The organism is Nocardia sp. NPDC004340 (assembly GCF_053602575.1).
Genome location: NZ_JBSGDW010000015.1, coordinates 38178 through 55291 on the forward strand (window position 1 = coordinate 38178; position 17114 = coordinate 55291).

15 protein-coding genes and 1 tRNA gene are annotated in these 17114 nt (G+C 69.1%); 9 read left to right on the forward strand and 7 right to left on the reverse strand.

Annotated features, from left to right (window positions below; all coding sequences use genetic code 11):
• Positions 1 to 37: 37 nt before the first annotated feature.
• Both ACWEOI_RS33100 and ACWEOI_RS33105 read left to right on the forward strand, forming a co-directional pair.
• The gene (locus tag ACWEOI_RS33100; RefSeq protein WP_357097756.1) at positions 38 to 481 is read left to right on the forward strand and encodes an Rv0361 family membrane protein; all 444 of its coding nucleotides are present in this window, start codon (positions 38 to 40) and stop codon (positions 479 to 481) included.
• A 7-nt stretch (positions 482 to 488) separates the two neighbouring features.
• Complete coding sequence (locus tag ACWEOI_RS33105) at positions 489 to 1883, forward strand: metallophosphoesterase (protein WP_452362139.1); 1395 nt, start codon at positions 489 to 491, stop codon at positions 1881 to 1883.
• 65 nt (positions 1884 to 1948) lie between these two features.
• On the opposite strand, the gene ACWEOI_RS33110 is transcribed toward ACWEOI_RS33105, so the two are convergent.
• Positions 1949 to 2022: transfer RNA gene (locus ACWEOI_RS33110), tRNA-Cys, on the reverse strand.
• Between the two features lie 107 nt (positions 2023 to 2129).
• On the opposite strand from ACWEOI_RS33110, the gene ACWEOI_RS33115 reads away from it, so the two are divergent.
• Positions 2130 to 2672, forward strand: a complete 543-nt coding sequence (locus ACWEOI_RS33115; RefSeq protein WP_452362140.1) for a MarR family winged helix-turn-helix transcriptional regulator — start codon at positions 2130 to 2132, stop codon at positions 2670 to 2672.
• Between the two features lie 76 nt (positions 2673 to 2748).
• Positions 2749 to 3801, forward strand: coding sequence for a hypothetical protein (locus ACWEOI_RS33120; protein WP_433671049.1), 1053 nt, complete (start codon positions 2749 to 2751; stop codon positions 3799 to 3801).
• Positions 3802 to 3879: 78 nt separating this feature from the next.
• Here the strand turns inward: ACWEOI_RS33120 and ACWEOI_RS33125 are convergent, their stop codons facing one another.
• From ACWEOI_RS33125 to ACWEOI_RS33145, 5 genes are read right to left on the reverse strand one after another with little or no spacing between them, the layout of a single operon-like run.
• The gene (locus tag ACWEOI_RS33125) at positions 3880 to 4656 is read right to left on the reverse strand and encodes an enoyl-CoA hydratase (RefSeq protein WP_452362141.1); all 777 of its coding nucleotides are present in this window, start codon (positions 4654 to 4656) and stop codon (positions 3880 to 3882) included.
• On the reverse strand, positions 4653 to 5555 hold the full coding sequence (gene mmsB / locus ACWEOI_RS33130) for a 3-hydroxyisobutyrate dehydrogenase (RefSeq protein WP_452362142.1): 903 nt from the start codon (positions 5553 to 5555) through the stop codon (positions 4653 to 4655). Before mmsB ends, ACWEOI_RS33125 begins: the two co-directional genes overlap by 4 nt.
• Complete coding sequence (locus ACWEOI_RS33135; RefSeq protein ID WP_452362143.1) at positions 5552 to 6667, reverse strand: enoyl-CoA hydratase/isomerase family protein; 1116 nt, start codon at positions 6665 to 6667, stop codon at positions 5552 to 5554. The genes mmsB and ACWEOI_RS33135 overlap by 4 nt, the downstream gene beginning before the upstream one ends.
• Positions 6664 to 7803 carry an acyl-CoA dehydrogenase family protein gene (locus ACWEOI_RS33140; RefSeq protein ID WP_452362144.1) on the reverse strand — a complete coding sequence of 380 codons (1140 nt, stop codon included), beginning with the start codon at positions 7801 to 7803 and terminating at the stop codon, positions 6664 to 6666. Before ACWEOI_RS33140 ends, ACWEOI_RS33135 begins: the two co-directional genes overlap by 4 nt.
• 5 nt (positions 7804 to 7808) lie before the next feature.
• Positions 7809 to 9308, reverse strand: coding sequence for a CoA-acylating methylmalonate-semialdehyde dehydrogenase (locus ACWEOI_RS33145; protein ID WP_452362145.1), 1500 nt, complete (start codon positions 9306 to 9308; stop codon positions 7809 to 7811).
• Positions 9309 to 9432: 124 nt separating this feature from the next.
• On the opposite strand from ACWEOI_RS33145, the gene icmF reads away from it, so the two are divergent.
• The 4 genes from icmF (at position 9433) to ACWEOI_RS33165 (ending at position 15459) form a co-directional block, all read left to right on the forward strand.
• Positions 9433 to 12642 (forward strand): fused isobutyryl-CoA mutase/GTPase IcmF, encoded by a 3210-nt coding sequence (icmF, locus tag ACWEOI_RS33150; RefSeq protein ID WP_452362146.1) that lies wholly within the window; start codon positions 9433 to 9435, stop codon positions 12640 to 12642.
• Between the two features lie 192 nt (positions 12643 to 12834).
• A complete protein-coding gene (locus ACWEOI_RS33155) occupies positions 12835 to 13212 on the forward strand; it encodes a hypothetical protein (protein WP_452362147.1) in 378 nt (125 codons plus the stop codon).
• 112 nt (positions 13213 to 13324) lie between these two features.
• The gene (locus ACWEOI_RS33160; protein WP_452362148.1) at positions 13325 to 14401 is read left to right on the forward strand and encodes an amidohydrolase family protein; all 1077 of its coding nucleotides are present in this window, start codon (positions 13325 to 13327) and stop codon (positions 14399 to 14401) included.
• A 71-nt stretch (positions 14402 to 14472) separates the two neighbouring features.
• Positions 14473 to 15459, forward strand: coding sequence for a methyltransferase (locus tag ACWEOI_RS33165; RefSeq protein ID WP_452362149.1), 987 nt, complete (start codon positions 14473 to 14475; stop codon positions 15457 to 15459).
• 28 nt (positions 15460 to 15487) lie between these two features.
• On the opposite strand, the gene ACWEOI_RS33170 is transcribed toward ACWEOI_RS33165, so the two are convergent.
• Positions 15488 to 16156, reverse strand: coding sequence for a TetR/AcrR family transcriptional regulator (locus tag ACWEOI_RS33170; RefSeq protein WP_379272257.1), 669 nt, complete (start codon positions 16154 to 16156; stop codon positions 15488 to 15490).
• A gap of 104 nt (positions 16157 to 16260) precedes the next feature.
• Between ACWEOI_RS33170 and ACWEOI_RS33175 the strand changes: the two genes are divergently transcribed.
• Entirely contained in the window at positions 16261 to 17097 is an 837-nt protein-coding gene (locus tag ACWEOI_RS33175) for an SDR family NAD(P)-dependent oxidoreductase (RefSeq protein ID WP_452362150.1), read from the forward strand.
• The last annotated feature ends 17 nt before the right edge of the window (positions 17098 to 17114 follow it).

A 17114-nucleotide genomic window follows, 5' to 3' on the forward strand; every position in this document is an offset into this window, starting at 1 on the left:
CCGCCGACGAAACCGAATCGCTGTAATCTGCCCCTCGATGACTCGGCACAGGCGCACCCCTCTCACCATCGGCATCGGCATCGCGGCCGCGGTTCTCGTCGGCGGCGGCATCGCCACCGCGATGACGTTGAACGGCAAGGACTCCGCACCGAGCGACGCCAAGCGGATCGAGACCACACTGCGCGATTTCTACGCAACCCTCTCCACCGGCGGCGCGTCCCAGGCGGTCGGCCAGACCTGCGCGGGCGACCGCGCCCAGTACCAAGGTCTGCCCGAAGCCCAGCGAAAGGCCATGGACCAGGGCAAGGTCAGCATGAAGGTGGATTCGGTGGAGGGCGTCACCGTCACCGGCGACCGCGCCACCGCCGTCACTCTCGGCACCCTCTCGCTGCCCGGCGCCGCCGACAGCAAACGGTCCACCAACGAACACCTCCGCAAGGAAGACGGTGTATGGAAGGTCTGCTCCACCGACGCGAAGTAGGACCGGCATGAGCTGCTGCGGCCCGAATCGACGCCAGGCCCTCGGCCTGCTCGCGGCGGCCGCCGCGCTCCCGCTGGTCCGCCCGGGTTCGGCTCGGGCCCAAGCCGATTCGCTGATCGCGACAGATCTGGAGGTCGTCACGATCACCGAGCGATCGGCGGTGCTCACCTGGACGACCCTCGGCGCGGACGGGCTCGCGGCAGCGACCGACAGCGAGGTCTGGCTCGGCCCGGCCGACGGTTCGGGCCTGCGGCAGGTCTTCGGCGACTCGCGGCCGACGGCCTACCACTACGCGGAGGTCACCGGCCTCGAGCCCGGCCGCGCGTATCGGTTCGAGGCCCGCTCGGCGGGCATTCCGGCCGTGCCCGCGCTGAATGTGGCCACGCGACTGCCGGATACGCCGGAATCACAGGGCGTCTTCACCACGCTGGTGCCGCCGCCGGGCCGGTTGCTGCGAACCCTGGCGCTGTCCAACGACATTCATCTGGGTGAGGAGGTCAGCGGGATCATCGCCGCCGACCTGCCGCCGGGCCTGCGCCAAGAGCCCGGTCTCACACCGTATCCCGAGGTCATGCTGACCGCGCTGCTCGACGATATGCACCGGCCCGATCGCGCGGTCGACCATCTGGTGCTGGCCGGTGACCTCACCGCGGAGGCCACGCCCGAGCAGGTGCGCGGCGTGCACGCCCACCTCGCGCGGTGGGGTGCGCCGGGCCGGGATTGGTTCGCGGCCCGCGGCAATCACGACCGCCCGCACGTCGGGCCCGAGTACGCGGAGTGCACCCCGTACACCGATCACCACGACTGCTGGGCCGATTCCTTCGGGCCCCGCCAGCGATTGGCGGCCCACGAGGTCGGTGAACTGCGCCTGATCGCCCTGGACACCACGCAACTCGACGGGTCCGGCGGCATCCTGGAGCGACCTCAGCTCGACGAGCTGCGCGACCGGCTCACCGCCGATCCCGACCGTCCCACCCTGGTTTTCGGCCACCACCCGGTCACCACCGAGTCCGGCTGGTCGAATCTGGCGGGCCCGGGTTTCATCCTCGATGCCGCGAATGCCGCCGCGCTGCAATCGATCTACCGCGACGCCCCCGGTGTGTTCCTGCACCACGCGGGCCACACCCACCGCAATCGCCGCACCCGCCCCGACCTGCCGATCCCGGTCGATTTCCTGGAAGTGGCCGCGACCAAGGAATACCCGGGCGGCTACACCCTGCTCCGGCTGTTCGAGGGCGGGTACATGGCCAATTTCCATAAGACGCGGACCGAGGACGCGCGCCGCTGGAGCAGCCGGTCCCGGGGCGAATACTTCGGGCTGCTACCCGAATACACGCTCGGTTCCACGGCCGACCGCAACTACACCGTGCTGCGCGACCTTTCGGGCCTCAGCCGTTCCTGAGCGCCCGGCGGCCGGAAGAAAAGGGAACGCCTCCTGGGGCGGATTGCCCGGGAGGCGTTCTCCGATGGAGCGAGCGGCGGGAGTCGAACCCGCGTACACGGCTTTGCAGACCGCCACCTGGCCACTCGGTCACACCCGCATCGGCGAGGTCCATAGTGCGCCGGTTCGGGTCCTAGGCCGAGGGTTTGAATCACCGTGATTGCTATGGGGCGGCCCGAGCGCTTCGCGACATGCGATGATCAGGGCATGTCGCGTCCCCGTCCGCTGCCGCTCGATCCGATCGAGGAGGCGCACCGCCAGTGGACCGAGCACGGCTGGGGCGAGGTCGCGGACGGGATGGCGGCGGTCACCTCGCTGGTGCGGGCGCAGCAGATCGTGATGGCGCGGGTGGACGAAGCGCTGAAGCCGTCCGGTTTGACCTTTTCGCGATACGAGCTACTGATGTTGCTGAGTTTCAGCAAAACCGGTGCGCTGCCGATGGCGATGGCGAGCGCCCGGCTGCAGGTGCATCCGACGTCGGTCACCAACACGGTGGACCGGCTGGAGGCGGCCCAGTTGGTGAAGCGTGTGCCACATCCCAGTGACCGGCGGGCAACGCTCATCGAAATCACCAGGGCCGGAAGAGAATTGGTGGCCAAGGCCACCACCGAACTGAACCGGCGAGTTTTCGCCGAGACCGGTTTGGCGCCGGAACGATTGCAGCTGCTGCTGCAATTGCTGGCGGAGTTCCGGCAGAGCGCGGGCGACTTCGACCCCGGTAGCTCACCCACCCGATGGGCCGGCCAGTAACCACCCAGCGACCCGGCAGCCAATTTCCTGCGTCATAGTCTTGGCTTCGGCTCGCAAAAGGTTCACCATTGTTGCCATGGTGCTGGTCCTCGGGGTGTCGGCGGGCGCTGCTGGCGCACGCGCCATGCTCACCCATTCCGACCAGCCGCACCTGCCTCCCATCGACCGGTGCAAGGTCCTACGCCGGGCCGGCGGCGGAAGCATGGCGGAGGCGGTCTTCGAGGCCATCCGGCTGATGCGGAAGTCGGCGGCCGAGCGTGACGAGTTCATCACCGGTATCGCGGTCACCTGTCGCAGCACCAACCATGCCGAAGCCGTCCGCACCGCCGCGGGCCGCAATCGCCTGACCGTCATCGACGAGCCGGTGGCTCAGCTCAGATATCTGCGCTTCACCCGGAAGCTACCCACCGAGGGCTCGATCCTGCTGTACGACCTCGGCGCGTCCGGGCTGACCCTCACCCAGATCGACTGCCGGAACGATGCCGTCCTCGCCACCAAGCGCAGCACCGTCCTGGGCGGGGACGGCCACGACGCCCTGTTGCGCTGGCTGCTCACCCGCGGCGGCGTCACCCTGGATCTGGCCGACATCCGCCGTCAGAAGGAAGCCCTGGCCTCCGAACGCGTACTGGCCGTCTGCGACCCGATCTCCGGGCAGCGCACCGTGGTCACCCGCAGTGATTTCGCCGAACTGGTCGAGGCGGGCATCCATCATTCGGCGTCGTTCGTCCGCCACATGATCGACGAGACCGGCATCCGGCCCGCGGGTCTGGCCCTGCTCGGCGGCTGCACCCGCAACAAGAGCATCCGCGACGAACTGAAACTCCAGCTGGGCTACCCGATGATCTACGACCCGGAGCCCGATTTCGTGTCCACCCGCGGCGCGGTCCTGCTGGCCGCCGAACGCCCGTCGGCCCGCAGCATCCGCAGCGTGCACCTGGCCCCGGGCGCGCCGCCCGTCGAAGCCCCCGTCTCCCCCGTCTCCCGCCGCAAACTCGTTGCGGCGGTGGCGGTTACCGCCACGCTCGGCGGCACCATCGTCGGCGGACTGGCCATGAACCGGGACCACGGCGCCCACCCCGACGGCAAGCCCCCGACCGTCGAAGTAGTCGGCCCGCCCAAACACGGCTGACGCCACCCACCCCACCCAGCACCGTGCCCCGCTGCCATCGGCAGCGGGGCACGGGAGTTTCGAGAGTTGTTCTCGCGCTTACTTGTTGGTGAAGTTGGCGGGACGCTTCTCGACGAAGGCCGTCATGCCTTCCTTCTGGTCGTCGGTCGCGAACAGCGAGTGGAAGACGCGACGCTCGAAACGCAGTCCCTCGGTGAGGGTGGTCTCGTAGGAGCGGTCGACCGCTTCCTTGGCGATCATCACCGACGGCAGCGACATGGACGCGATGGTCTCGGCGACCTCCATGGCGGTGGCGACGAGTTCGGCGGCCGGGACGATGCGCGAGACCAGGCCCGCCCGCTCGGCCTCCTCGGCGCCCATATTGCGGCCGGTGAGGATGAGGTCCATGGCCTTGGCCTTGCCGACGGCGCGGGTGAGGCGCTGCGAGCCGCCCATGCCGGGGATGACGCCGAGCTTGATCTCGGGCTGCCCGAACTTGGCGGTGTCGGCGGCCAGCAGCAGGTCGCACATCATGGCGAGTTCGCAGCCGCCGCCGAGGGCGTAGCCGGCGACCGCGGCGATCAGCGGCTTGCGGAAGGCGGCGACGCGGTCCCAGCCACCGAAGTGGTCGGTCACGAACATGTCCATGTAGGACTTGGTCTGCATCTCCTTGATGTCCGCGCCGGCCGCGAAGGCCTTCTCGGACCCGGTCAGCACGACCGCGCCGATCTCGTTGTCGTTCTCGAGCTCGTCGAGCGCCGCCGAGATGTCGGACAGGACCTGCGAGTTCAGCGCGTTCAGGGCCTTCGGCCGGTTGAGCGTGATGAGCGCGACGCGGCCCTTGCGCTCCAGCAGAATGGTCTCGAAGTCGGTCACGCCGTCTCCCCTTCAGATCGTGTGCGGATATCGGTGACGATAGCCGAGAAGTCCTTGCCCGCTTCGTTCTGGTTGAAGCGGTTGTAGATCTCCGCCGCCAGCTGCCCGATCTGCCCGTCCACGCCGTTGGCGCGCAGCGCGTTGGCGGCGAGCCCCATGTCCTTGGACATGAGCGCGGTCGCGAAGCCGGGCTGGTAGTCGTTGTTGGCGGGGCTGGCCGGAACCGGTCCCGGCACCGGGCAATACGAGGTCAGCGCCCACGACTGGCCCGAGGCGGTGGACACCACGTCGAAGAACTTGTCGTGGGTCAGGCCCAGCTTCTCGCCCAGCACGATGGCCTCGGACAGCCCGATCATGGAGATGCCCAGCAGCATGTTGTTGCAGATCTTGGCGGCCTGGCCGACACCCGCGCCGCCGCAGTGCACGACCTTGCCACCCATCACCTCGAGCAGCGGCAGCGCCGCGGCGAAGTCGGCGCCCTCGCCACCCACCATGAAGGTGAGGGTTCCGGCCGCCGCACCCGCGACACCGCCGGAGACCGGAGCGTCCAGAGCCCGATGTCCCGCTGCCACAGCGAGTTCCGCGGCCTGCTTGGCGTCGCCGACGTCGATGGTGGAGCAGTCGACGAACAGGGTGCCGGGCTTGGCGGCCGGGAGGATGTCTCCGTAGAGGTCGAGCACGATGCGGCCGTTGGGCAGCATGGTGATCACGATGTCGGCGGCCGACACCGCTTCGACCGCGGTGCCGACCACGGTCGCGCCGTCCTGGCGGGCCTGGTCCTGCGCGGCGGGCACGGGATCGAAGGCGAGGACGTCGTATCCGGCCTCGACCAGGTTGGCGGCCATCGGGCCGCCCATGTGGCCGAGTCCGAGGAACGCGACCTTGGTGTCAGTGCTCATTGCTCGTCCTTCGGTGCGGCCAAACCCAATTCGCGATCGCCGAGCGCGCCGAAGTAGGCGTCGACGTCGGCGTCGGTGACGTCCGCCAGGGTGGCGGGCGACCACTGCGGGTTGCGGTCCTTGTCGATGACCTGGGCGCGAATGCCTTCCACCAGGTCGTGGGTGTTGAGGGCGGCGACGGAGACCCGGTATTCCTGGTTCAGCGCCGTCTCGAGGTCGGCGGCCCGGCGCGCATCGCGGAGCGAACGCAGCGTGACCTTCAGGGCCACCGGGGATTTCGACAGCACGTCGGCGGCGGCCTTGGCGGCCTCGGCGCGGCCGTCGATCTCGAGGCGGTGCACGATCTCCTCGACGGTGTCGGCGCTGTAGCAGGCGTCGATCCAGTCCTGCTGCGCCACGAACTCCGACACCGGGGCGGGCTGGGCGAATTTCGCGATGGCCACCTCGACGTCGGCCGTCGCGAGGGCCTCCAGCAGCGCCGGAAGGTGTTCGGACGGAACGAAACTGTCGGCGAATCCGGCCGCGATGGCATCGCCGGCGGACATGCGCGCGGTGGTGAGCGCGATGTGCGTGCCGATCTCGCCGGGCGCGTGCGCCAGCAGCCAGGTGCCGCCCACGTCGGGGATGAAGCCGATGCCGGTCTCGGGCATGCCGATCATGGACCGCTCGGTCACGATGCGGTGCGAGGCGTGCCCGGACAGGCCGACACCGCCGCCCATGACGATGCCGTCCATGATCGCGACGTACGGCTTCGGGTAGCGCTTGATCAGGGCGTTGAGGATGTACTCGTCGCGCCAGAACACGCCGCTCGGGGAGTCGGCCGCGACCTGCGGCGAATCACCCTGCGCGACAGTGGCCTTGGCGTCGTTGTGGATGGCGACGATGTCGCCACCCGCGCACAGCCCGCGCTCCCCGGCGCCGGTGAGCACGACCGCGCGCACCTCGTCGTCGTCCGCCCAGGCCCGCAGCACGTCCAGAATGGTCAGCGCCATCGGGTGGTTGAGCGCGTTGATGGCCCGCGGCCGGTTGAGGGTGATCAGGCCCAGCCCATCGCGCTTCTCGACCAGAACCTCGGGTTCCTTGACCACGCTTTTCGACGTCTCAGCACTCATGCTGCTCCTACCACCGAGCGGGCAACGACCACCCGCATGATTTCGTTCGTGCCCTCGAGGATCTGATGCACCCGCAGGTCGCGGACGATCTTCTCGATGCCGTATTCGGCCAGGTAACCGTAGCCACCGTGGAGTTGCAGGGCCTGGTTGGCCACCTCGAACCCGGCGTCGGTGGCGAACCGCTTGGCCATGGCGCACAGCTCCACCTTGTCGGGGGCGTCGGCGTCCAGGGCGGCGGCGGCCCGCCACAGCAGGGTGCGGGCGGCCTCCAGGGAAGTGCGCATATCGGCCAGCTGGAACTGCAGGGCGGTGTTGTCCAACAGCCGGGAGCCGAAGGCCTTGCGCTGGGCCAGGTACGCGACCGTGCGGTCCAGTGCGGCCTGCGCGCCGCCCATCGAGCAGGCGGCGATGTTCAGCCGTCCGCCATTGAGCCCGTTCATGGCGATCCTGAAGCCGTCGCCCTCCGCGCCGAGCAGGTTGGCCGCCGGAACGCGCGCGTCCTCGAGGATGACCTGCCGGGTGGGCTGGGCGTTCCAGCCCATCTTCTTCTCGTTCGGCCCCACCGAGAGACCGGGGGTGTCGGCGGGGACGATGAGCGCCGAGATGCCGCGCGCGCCTTCGATTCCGGTGCGCACCATCATCACGTAGACGTCGTTGGAGCCCGCCCCGGAGATGAATTGCTTGGCGCCGTTGAGGATGTAGTCGTCGCCGTCGCGAACGGCCTTGGTGCTCAAGGCCGCCGCGTCGGAGCCGACGCCCGGTTCGGTCAGCGCGTAGGACGCCAGCAGATCCATGGACGTCAGCCCCGGCAGCCACCGATTGCGTTGCGTCTCATCGCCGTAGGTGTCGATCATCCACGTCGCCATATTGTGGATGGAGATGTAGGCGGCGACCGACGGGCAGCCGGTGGCCAGCTGCTCGAAGATGCGCACGGCGTCCAGCCGCCGCAGCTGCGAGCCGCCCACGTCCTCGCGCACGTAGATGCCGCCCAGGCCGAGCCCGCCCGCCTTGCGCAGTACGTCCACCGGGAAGTGCTTGCGCTCGTCCCATTCCAGGGCGTTGGGCGCGAGCATTTCGTCGGCGAAGGAGCGGGCGGTCTCGACGATCGCCTTCTCGTCCTCGTCCAGTACGAACATCAGCGTCAGTCCATGGTCGGGATGACGAAGGCGTTGGACTCCTTCATGCCGGAAGGCCAGCGCTGCGTCACCGTCTTGGTCTTGGTGTAGAAGCGGATCGAGTCCGGGCCGTGCTGGTTGAGGTCGCCGAAGCCGGACCGCTTCCAGCCGCCGAAGGTGTGGTACGCGATCGGCACCGGGATCGGGACATTGATGCCGACCATGCCGACCTGCACGCGGGCGGCGAAGTCGCGGGCGGTGTCGCCGTCGCGGGTGAAGATGGCGACGCCGTTGCCGTACTCGTGCTCGTTGGGCAGGCGCAGCGCCTCTTCGTAGTCCTGGGCGCGAACCAGCGCCAGCACGGGACCGAAGATCTCTTCCTTGTAGATCCGCATCTCCGGGGTGACGCGGTCGAACAGCGAAGCGCCGGCGAAGAATCCGTCCTCGCCGCCCTCGACCACCAGGCCGCGGCCGTCGATGACGAGCTCCGCGCCCTCGTCGACGCCGATCTGCACGTAGTTGTTCACGCGGTCCACGCCGTCGCGGCCGACCAGCGGGCCGAAGTCGGCGCCCGGGTCGTCGGAGAGGCCGACGTTCAGCTTGCCGATGCGCTCGACCAGCTTGGCGCGCAGGCGATCCGCGGTCTCCTCGCCGACCGGCACCGCCACCGAGATGGCCATGCAGCGCTCGCCCGCGGAGCCGTAGCCCGCGCCGATGAGCTGGTCGGCCACATCGTCGAGGTCGGCGTCGGGCATCACGATGGCGTGGTTCTTGGCGCCGCCGAAGCACTGGGCGCGCTTGCCGTTGGCGGTGGCGGTCTCGTAGATGTACTGCGCGATCGGGGTGGAGCCGACGAAGCCGACGGCCTTGATCCGCTCGTCGTTCAGCAGCGTATCGACGGCTTCCTTGTCGCCGTTGACCACATTGAAGATGCCCGCGGGCAGTCCGGCCTCGAGGAACAGCTCAGCGAGGCGCAGCGGCACCGAGGGGTCGCGCTCGGAAGGCTTGAGCACGAAGGCGTTTCCGCAGGCGAGCGCCGGTCCGGCCTTCCACAGCGGGATCATGGCCGGGAAGTTGAACGGGGTGATGCCCGCGACCACGCCGAGCGGCTGACGCATGGAGTAGACGTCGATGCCGGTGCCCGCGCTCTCGGTGTACTCGCCCTTGAGCAGGTGCGGGATGCCGACGGCGAACTCGATGACCTCGAGGCCGCGCTGGATGTCGCCCTTGGCGTCGGCGATGGTCTTGCCGGGCTCGGCGGAGAGCAGGGCGGCCAGCGAGTCCATCTCGTCCTGCACCAGGGTCAGGAACTTCATGAGCACGCGGGCCCGCTTCTGCGGATTGGTGGCGGCCCAGGCGGGCTGCGCGGCGGCCGCGTTCGCGATGACCGCCTCGACCTCACTCTTGCTCGCCAGCGGCACCCGCGCCTGGACCTGTCCCGTGCTCGGGTTGAAGACGTCCCCGAACTTCCCGGAAGTTCCCTCTACGTGCTTGCCGTCGATGAAGTGAGTCAGTTCGCGAACCATGCCAGTCCTGTCTCGAAGCTTGCGCGCCGATTGCGCGGTATGTGGCGATCCTATAGTTGGACATCCAAGTATTGGCTGTGGGATAATTCACAGCACCTACAGGCTCTCCGTGCGGAGGATTGGCATGCCAGATCTGCATGTCCCGGTTAATCCAGTGCGGTTCGTGACCGCCGCTGCGCTCTTCGATGGCCATGACGCGGCCATCAACATCATGCGAAGAATCCTCCAGGCCCAGGGAGCCGAGGTGATTCATCTGGGGCATAACCGGGCCGTGCGCGAGGTCGTGGACGCGGCCGTCACCGAGGACGTGCAGGGGGTGGCGGTCAGCTCGTACCAGGGCGGGCACATCGAATACTTCGAGTACCTGGCGCAGGCCTTGAAAGAGGCGGGGGCCGGGCACGTGAAGATCTTCGGCGGGGGCGGCGGGGTGATCATTCCCGAGGAGATCGCGCGCCTGCGGGAGTCGGGGGTGATCATCTTCTCCCCCGAGGACGGGCAGCGGCTCGGACTGCCGGGGATGATCAATCAGCTGATCTCGGCGTGCGACGAGGATCTTTCGCGCACGCCGGCCCCGGTGGACGCGGTACTCGGCGGGGATCGGGCGGCCTTGGCCCGCACCCTCACCTGCCTGCAACAGGGGACGCTGCCGGAGGACGACCTGGCCGCCCTGACCGCCGCGGCGGCGGCGCGGCAGGTGCCGGTGCTCGGCATCACCGGGACCGGCGGCTCCGGAAAGTCCTCTCTCACCGACGAACTCGTGCGGCGGCTGCGCACCGACCAGCAGGACAAGCTGCGGGTCGCGATCCTGGCGGTGGACCCCACCCGGCGACGCGGCGGCGGCGCGCTGCTCGGCGACCGGATCCGGATGAACGCCCTGGACGGGGAACGCGTCTACTTCCGGTCCCTGGCCACCCGGGGCGAGCGCGAGGTGCCCAACAATATCGACGCCATGCTGATCGCCTGCAAGGCAGCGGGATTCGACCTGGTGATCCTGGAGACCCCCGGCATCGGACAGGGTGACGCGGGCGTCGCCGAGCACGTGGACGTGTCGCTGTACGTGATGACGCCGGAGTTCGGGGCGGCCTCCCAGCTCGAGAAGATCGACATGCTCGATTTCGCGGATGTGGTGGCCATCAACAAGTTCGAGCGGCGCGGGGCCGAGGACGCGTTGCGGGACGTGTCGCGGCAGCTGGTGCGCAATCGCGAGGACTTCCACGCCCTGCCCGAGGACATGCCGGTGTTCGGCACCAGCGCGGCCACGTTCAATGACGACGGGGTGACGGCGCTCTACCAACACCTGACCGGGTTGCTCGCCGAGCGCGGACTGCCGTTGCAGGAGGGCGTGCTGCCCCGGGTGGAAACCCGCGCCTCGACGCGGTTCGCGCAGATCATTCCGCCCGCGCGGGTGCGCTACCTGGCCGAGATCGCCGAGACGGTCCGGGATTACCACGCGGCGACCGCCCGGCAGATCGAGGCGGCGCAGCGGGTGCAGCGCGTGGAGCAGGTGCTCGCCGAACTGCCGGACGACGAATCCGTGCGCGATCTGCTCGCCCGGGCCGAGCGGGAGCTGGCGCCCGAGAACGCCGCCCTGCTGGCGGAGTGGCCCACCGTCGCGGAGTCCTATCGCGGCGACGAGCAGGTGGTGCGGGTCCGGGACCGGGAGCTGCGGACCGCGCTGCGCCGGGAGACCCTGTCCGGCAGCTCGATTCCGCGGGTGGCGCTCCCCCGCTTCACCGATCACGGTGAGCTGCTGCGCTTCCTGCGGTCGGAGAATCTGCCCGGACGGTTCCCGTTCACGGCCGGGGTGTTCCCGTTCAAGCGGGACAACGAGGATCCGGCACGCATGTTCGCGGGCGAGGGCGACGCCTTCCGCACCAATCGCCGGTTCAAGGTGCTGTCCGAACACGCCGACGCCAAACGACTTTCGACGGCATTCGACTCGGTGACCCTGTACGGGCACGATCCGGCGGAGCGGCCCGACATCTACGGCAAGGTCGGCACGTCCGGGGTCTCCATCGCCACGCTCGACGATATGAAGGCGCTGTACGCCGGATTCGATCTGGACGCGCCCAGCACCTCGGTGTCCATGACCATCAACGGGCCCGCGCCGACCATCCTGGCCTACTACCTCAATGCCGCCATCGATCAAGCGCGCGAGGAGTTCACGGCCGAGCAGGGCCGCGAACCCACCGACGCGGAGGCCGCGGACCTGCGCGCCCGCACCCTGGCCACCGTGCGCGGCACCGTGCAGGCCGACATCCTCAAGGAGGATCAGGGCCAGAACACCTGCATCTTCTCCACCGAGTTCAGCCTGCGCATGATGGCCGACATCCAGGAGTGGTTCGTGCGCAACGGCGTTCGCAACTTCTACTCGGTGTCCATCTCCGGCTATCACATCGCCGAGGCCGGGGCGAACCCGATCAGCCAGCTGGCCTTCACCCTCGCCAACGGCTTCACCTATGTGGAGGCGTATCTGGCGCGCGGCATGGACATCGACGATTTCGCGCCCAATCTGTCGTTCTTCTTCTCCAACGGCATGGACGCCGAATACTCGGTGATCGGCCGGGTGGCGCGGCGCATCTGGGCGATCGCCATGCGCGACGAGTACGGGGCGGGCGAACGGTCGCAGAAGCTGAAGTACCACGTGCAGACCTCCGGGCGCTCGCTGCACGCACAGGAGATGAGCTTCAACGACATTCGCACCACCCTGCAGGCGCTGATCGCGATCTACGACAACTGCAACAGCCTGCACACCAATGCCTACGACGAGGCGGTCACCACGCCCACCGAGGAATCGGTGCGCCGGGCGCTGGCCATCCAGCTCATCATCAACCGGGAGTGGGGGCTGGCGATGAACGAGAACCCGCTGCAGGGCAGCTTCGTCATCGACGAGCTCACCGATCTGGTGGAGGAGGCGGTGCTGCGGGAGTTCGAGCGGATCAGCGAACGCGGCGGGGTGCTGGGCGCCATGGAGACCGGGTATCAGCGCGGCCGGATCCAGGACGAGTCCATGCTCTACGAGCGCCGCAAGCACGACGGGAGCCTGCCGCTCATCGGGGTCAACACCTTCCGCAATCCGCACGAGGAAGAACATCGGGTACTGGAATTGGCGCGGGGCACCGAGGCCGAGAAACAGTCTCAGCTGCAACGGGTCAGCGAATTCACCGAGCGGCATCGCGACGAGGCCCCCGCCGCGCTGGCCCGGCTCGCGGCGGCCGCAGCGAGCGACGAGAACGCCTTCGAGGTGCTGATGGACGCCGCGCGGGTGTGCACGCTGCAGCAGGTCACCGACACCTTCTTCACCGTGGGTGGCCAGTATCGCCGCAACGTTTGATCAAACCCTGACCCGCTGACCGACAGCGCCCCGCCATATTTCGAAATATAGCGGGGCGCTATTACTTTCGCCCGCGATCCCGCACTGGCGAGTACCCACACCGCCCAGGGTGTATGGCAATTTCCGATTGGCAGCAATTTCTCGGCTATACCGGAACTGTTCGGTTCGATTGCGGCTGACAGGAAGACGATCATGCGTAGAACGACCATGAGAACCACCGCCAAGCTCGCCACCATCACGATGTCGCTCGCGGCGGCGGCCACCCTGTTCGCCGGCGCGGCGAGCGCCGAGGCCCCGGACAGCGCGCCGATCCAGGTCACCCCGGTCTCCGAGGGCATTCCGCTGGATCCGGTGACCACCAACCCGAACGCGATGTTCCCGGACCCGGCCCTCAACGGCGCGGCCGCGGGCGCCCTCACCGGCAGCGCGGGCGGCGCGGCGCTCGGCTCGGTCGTCGGCTCCATCCCCGGCGCGCTGGGCGGCTCCGCCCTGGGCGCCCTGATCGGCGGCGGCATCGGCGCGCTGATCGGCCTGCTCAATCCCGACGCCATCCCGCAGGTGCTGCCGTAACGCACCACCCCACGTCCCCGGGCAAACTCCGTGCCGCGTTCGCTCAGGCGAGCGCGGCACGGCCGTCTCTGTGGAACAATCCGGACAGGCTGGCCCCGACGGAAGGCACCCCATGGAGTTTGCGGGAATGACCGTGGTGGACGCGCACATTCACCAGTGGGATCCGATGACCACGCCGCGCGGGTTCAGCGCGCTGGCGAAGCTTTTCCGGTACGTACCGGTGCCGATCGACTGGGCCACCCGGCTCGCGCCGCGCCGCGATCGCGAGTTCGCCGGGGATCCCACGCCGGTCATGCACCCCTATCTGCCGCGCGACTACCAGACCGACGCGGGCGACGTGCCGGTCGAGGCGATCGTGCACATCGAGGTCGAATGGGTCGGCAACGGCCCGCTCGGGCCCGTCGACGAGACCCGGTGGGTGGCGAGCCTGCCGTGGGGCGTGGACACCCCCGCCCTGGGTGCGATCATGGGCGCGGCCGACCCCACCGCGCCCGAATTCGCCGAACTGCTGGACGCGCACCAGGCGGCGTCCCCGCGGTTCCGGGGCGTGCGGTCCCGCGTCGAATACCACCCGGACCGGGATGTGCGGGCGACCCGCAAGACGCCGGGCACGCTGACCTCCGCCGCCTTCCTCAACGGGTTCGGCGCGCTGGCCGACCGCGGACTCAACTTCGAGGCGTGGGTGTACTCCGGTCAGCTGCCCGAGGTGACGGCGCTGGCCGAGCGGTATCCGGACACCACCATCGTGCTCAACCATCTCGCCACGCCCGCAGGCATTTTCGGGCCGGTCGGGCGCGAGACCGGGAAGACCCCGGGACAGCGGCGTGAGCTGTTCCTGCGCTGGCGCGACGATCTCACCGCGCTGGCCGCGCACCCCAATGTGGTGTCCAAGGTGAGCGGGCTGATGATGCCCATCCTCGGCCACCCGGTGCCCAAGCGCGGCGAGCCGACGCCGGTTCCGGTACTGGTGGAACGGATTTCGCCGATGCTGGAGCACGCGCTGGACGTCTTCGGCGCGGACCGGCTGATCTGGGGCTCGAATTTCCCGGTGGACAAGCCGATTACGAGCATCCCGAACGCCGCGAGCGCGGTGGCCACCGCGCTGGCCGGGCACGGGGCCGACGACAAGGCCATCGAGCAGGTGTTCCGCCGCAATGCCGAACGGATCTACGGGCTCGACATGCTCTGACCCAGTTCGGGTGCTCCGAATTTGCCGGGTCCGGCCGTGCCGGGGCGGCGCGCTGGCTATCGTGATGCGCCATGGAGCGGATCCTGCGGATCGGAATGGGTTTCTGGGAGTCCCGGACCCTGCTCAGCGCCGTCGAACTCGGGGTGTTCACGGTGCTCGGGCATCGCCAGCTGACCGCCGAGCAGCTGCGGCGCGAACTCGGCCTGCACCCGCGGTCCGCCCGTGACTTCTTCGACGCGCTCGTCGCCATGGAGATGCTGCGGCGCACCGACGATCGGTACGCCAACACCGCCGACACCGCCACCTACCTGGACAGCACCGGCAGCGAGTACGTCGGCGGCTTCCTGGAGATGGCGGCGTCGCGGCTGTACCCCTTCTGGGGCCGTCTGACCGAGGGCCTGCGCAGCGGGCTACCCCAGAACGAGGCCCGCGAGGGCCGCGACCTGTTCACCGAGCTGTACCGGGATCCCGAGCGGCTCTACGACTTTCAGCGCGCCATGACCGGGCTGTCGCTGCCCGGCGCGCACGTCATCGCCGAGGTCTTCCCGTGGCAGCGCTGGAAGACCGTCGCCGATATCGGCACCGCCCAGGGCGCGCTGCTGCGCACCGTTCTGGAGACCAATCCGCACCTGCACGGCATCGGCTACGACCTGGCCCCCGTCGAGCCGATCTTCACCGATTACATTGCCCCGGTGGCGGATCGGAGCGGCTTCCGGGCCGGGGACTTCTTCACCGAGGAACTGCCGGAAGCCGATGTGCTGGTCTTCGGCCACATCCTGCACGACTGGGATCTCGACACCAAGCGCATGCTGCTGGAGAAGGCCTACCGCGCGCTGCCCGAGGGCGGCGCGATCCTGGTCTACGAATCCCTCATCGACGATGATCGCCGGACCAATCTGCCCGGCCTGCTCATGAGCCTCAACATGCTGATCGAGACGCCCGGCGGCTTCGACTACACCGCCGCCGACCTGCGCGGCTGGCTCGCCGACGCGGGCTTCCGCGACCCGCAGACCGAGCACCTCGCCGGGCCCGAATCGATGGTGTGGGCGATCAAATAACGGCGGCCGGGGCCTGGCCGGGTATCGGTCAGGGCAGAGCCAGGTATTCCGCGCCGAGCAGATCGGCCGCGTGGCTGACGTGATCGACGATGCGGGCGGCATCGGCCTCGATGATCCCGGCTCGCCAGGCGGTCAGCAGTTCGATGAAGCCGCCGATGCTCATCAGTACGCCCATGCGCAGATCGGATTCGTCGACGCCCGGGCGCAGGTACGGGCGGGCGGTGGCGATGAGCAGGTCGGTGGCCTCGGTGAGCAGGGCGGTGCGGCGCTGTTCGAGCACACGGCTGCCGGAGTGATCGCCGAACAGGATGCGGGCCGGGCCCTCCGATTGCAGTTCCACGGCGCGGGCGATGGCCAGGTGCAGGATGCCCAGCGCGGGGTGCGCGAGATTGTCGGCGACCACGGCCGACAGTTCGCTCAGCACCTGGAATCCGACCTCGTCCCAGACCGCGCCCAGCAGGTCGTCGCGGTCGGCGAAGTGCTCGTAGAAGTAGCGGTCGTTGAGGCCGGCACGGGTGCACACGCCACGCATGGTGACCGCGGCCCAGCCGTGCTCGAGCCAGATGTCCAGGGCCGCCGCGATCAGCCGCTCGCGGCGTTCGGCCCGGCGCTGCTCCTGGGTGCGGCCACCCCAGGTCCCGCCACGTCGGGCGGGTGTCGCGGACAGGTCGGTCGTCGCCGTCGCGGGCACGTCCATAGTTGACAAAATAGCGCATCCGGAGCCTAATTGGTGGCAGGTGCGGCCAGTGGTGGCACACGCCACCACTTGACTGCCCGGATGGCACGCTCCCGGGAGTTCCCATGCGACTCAATCCTTTCGGCGGGACCCACCGCACTCGACAGGCGGACGCGGTGGTGACCGGTGCGGGCAGCGGCATCGGCCGCGCCTTCGCCCTCGAGATCGGCAAGCGGGGTGGACGCGTCGTCTGCTCCGACCTCGACCCCGTCCGCGCCCGCGAGACCGCCGAACTGGTCGGCGACATCGGCGGCAAGGCCTTCGACACCGGCTGCGACGTGAGCAGCCTGGACCAGGTCACCACGCTCGCGAACACCGCCGAGGAATGGTTCGGCAAGAGCCCGGACCTGGTGGTCAACAATGCGGGCATCGGCCGCGGCGGCACCGTCATCGGCGAGACCCCGCCCGGGGAATGGCATCAGGTGCTGGACGTGAACCTGTGGGGCGTCATCCACGGCTGCCACGTCTTCGCGCCCCGGCTGCGCGCCGCCGGGCACGGGTCCATCGTGAACGTCGCCTCGGCCGCCGCCTTCGGGTCCGCGCCGCGCATGGCCGCCTACAACGTGTCCAAAGCCGGGGTGCTGGCGCTGTCGGAGACGCTCGCCGCGGAGCTGTCCGGCACCGGCGTCACCGTCACCGTGCTCTGCCCGACCGGGGTGAGAACCAATATCCTGGAGGGCGTTTCGATCGGCGACGAGACCGTGCAGCTGTGGGGCGACCGCCTGCTGCGCTGGACCGGACGCCCGCCCGCGGCCATCGCCCGCGCCACCCTCGACGCCGTCGACCACGGTCAGCTCTACGTGGTCCCGCAGTTCGAGGCCAAGGCGATCTGGCAGTCCAAGCGACTGCTGCCCGAAACCTACACCCGCGCCGCCGGATTACTGGAGCGGCTGGTGCGGTAGCCATGCAGCGAGGAGCA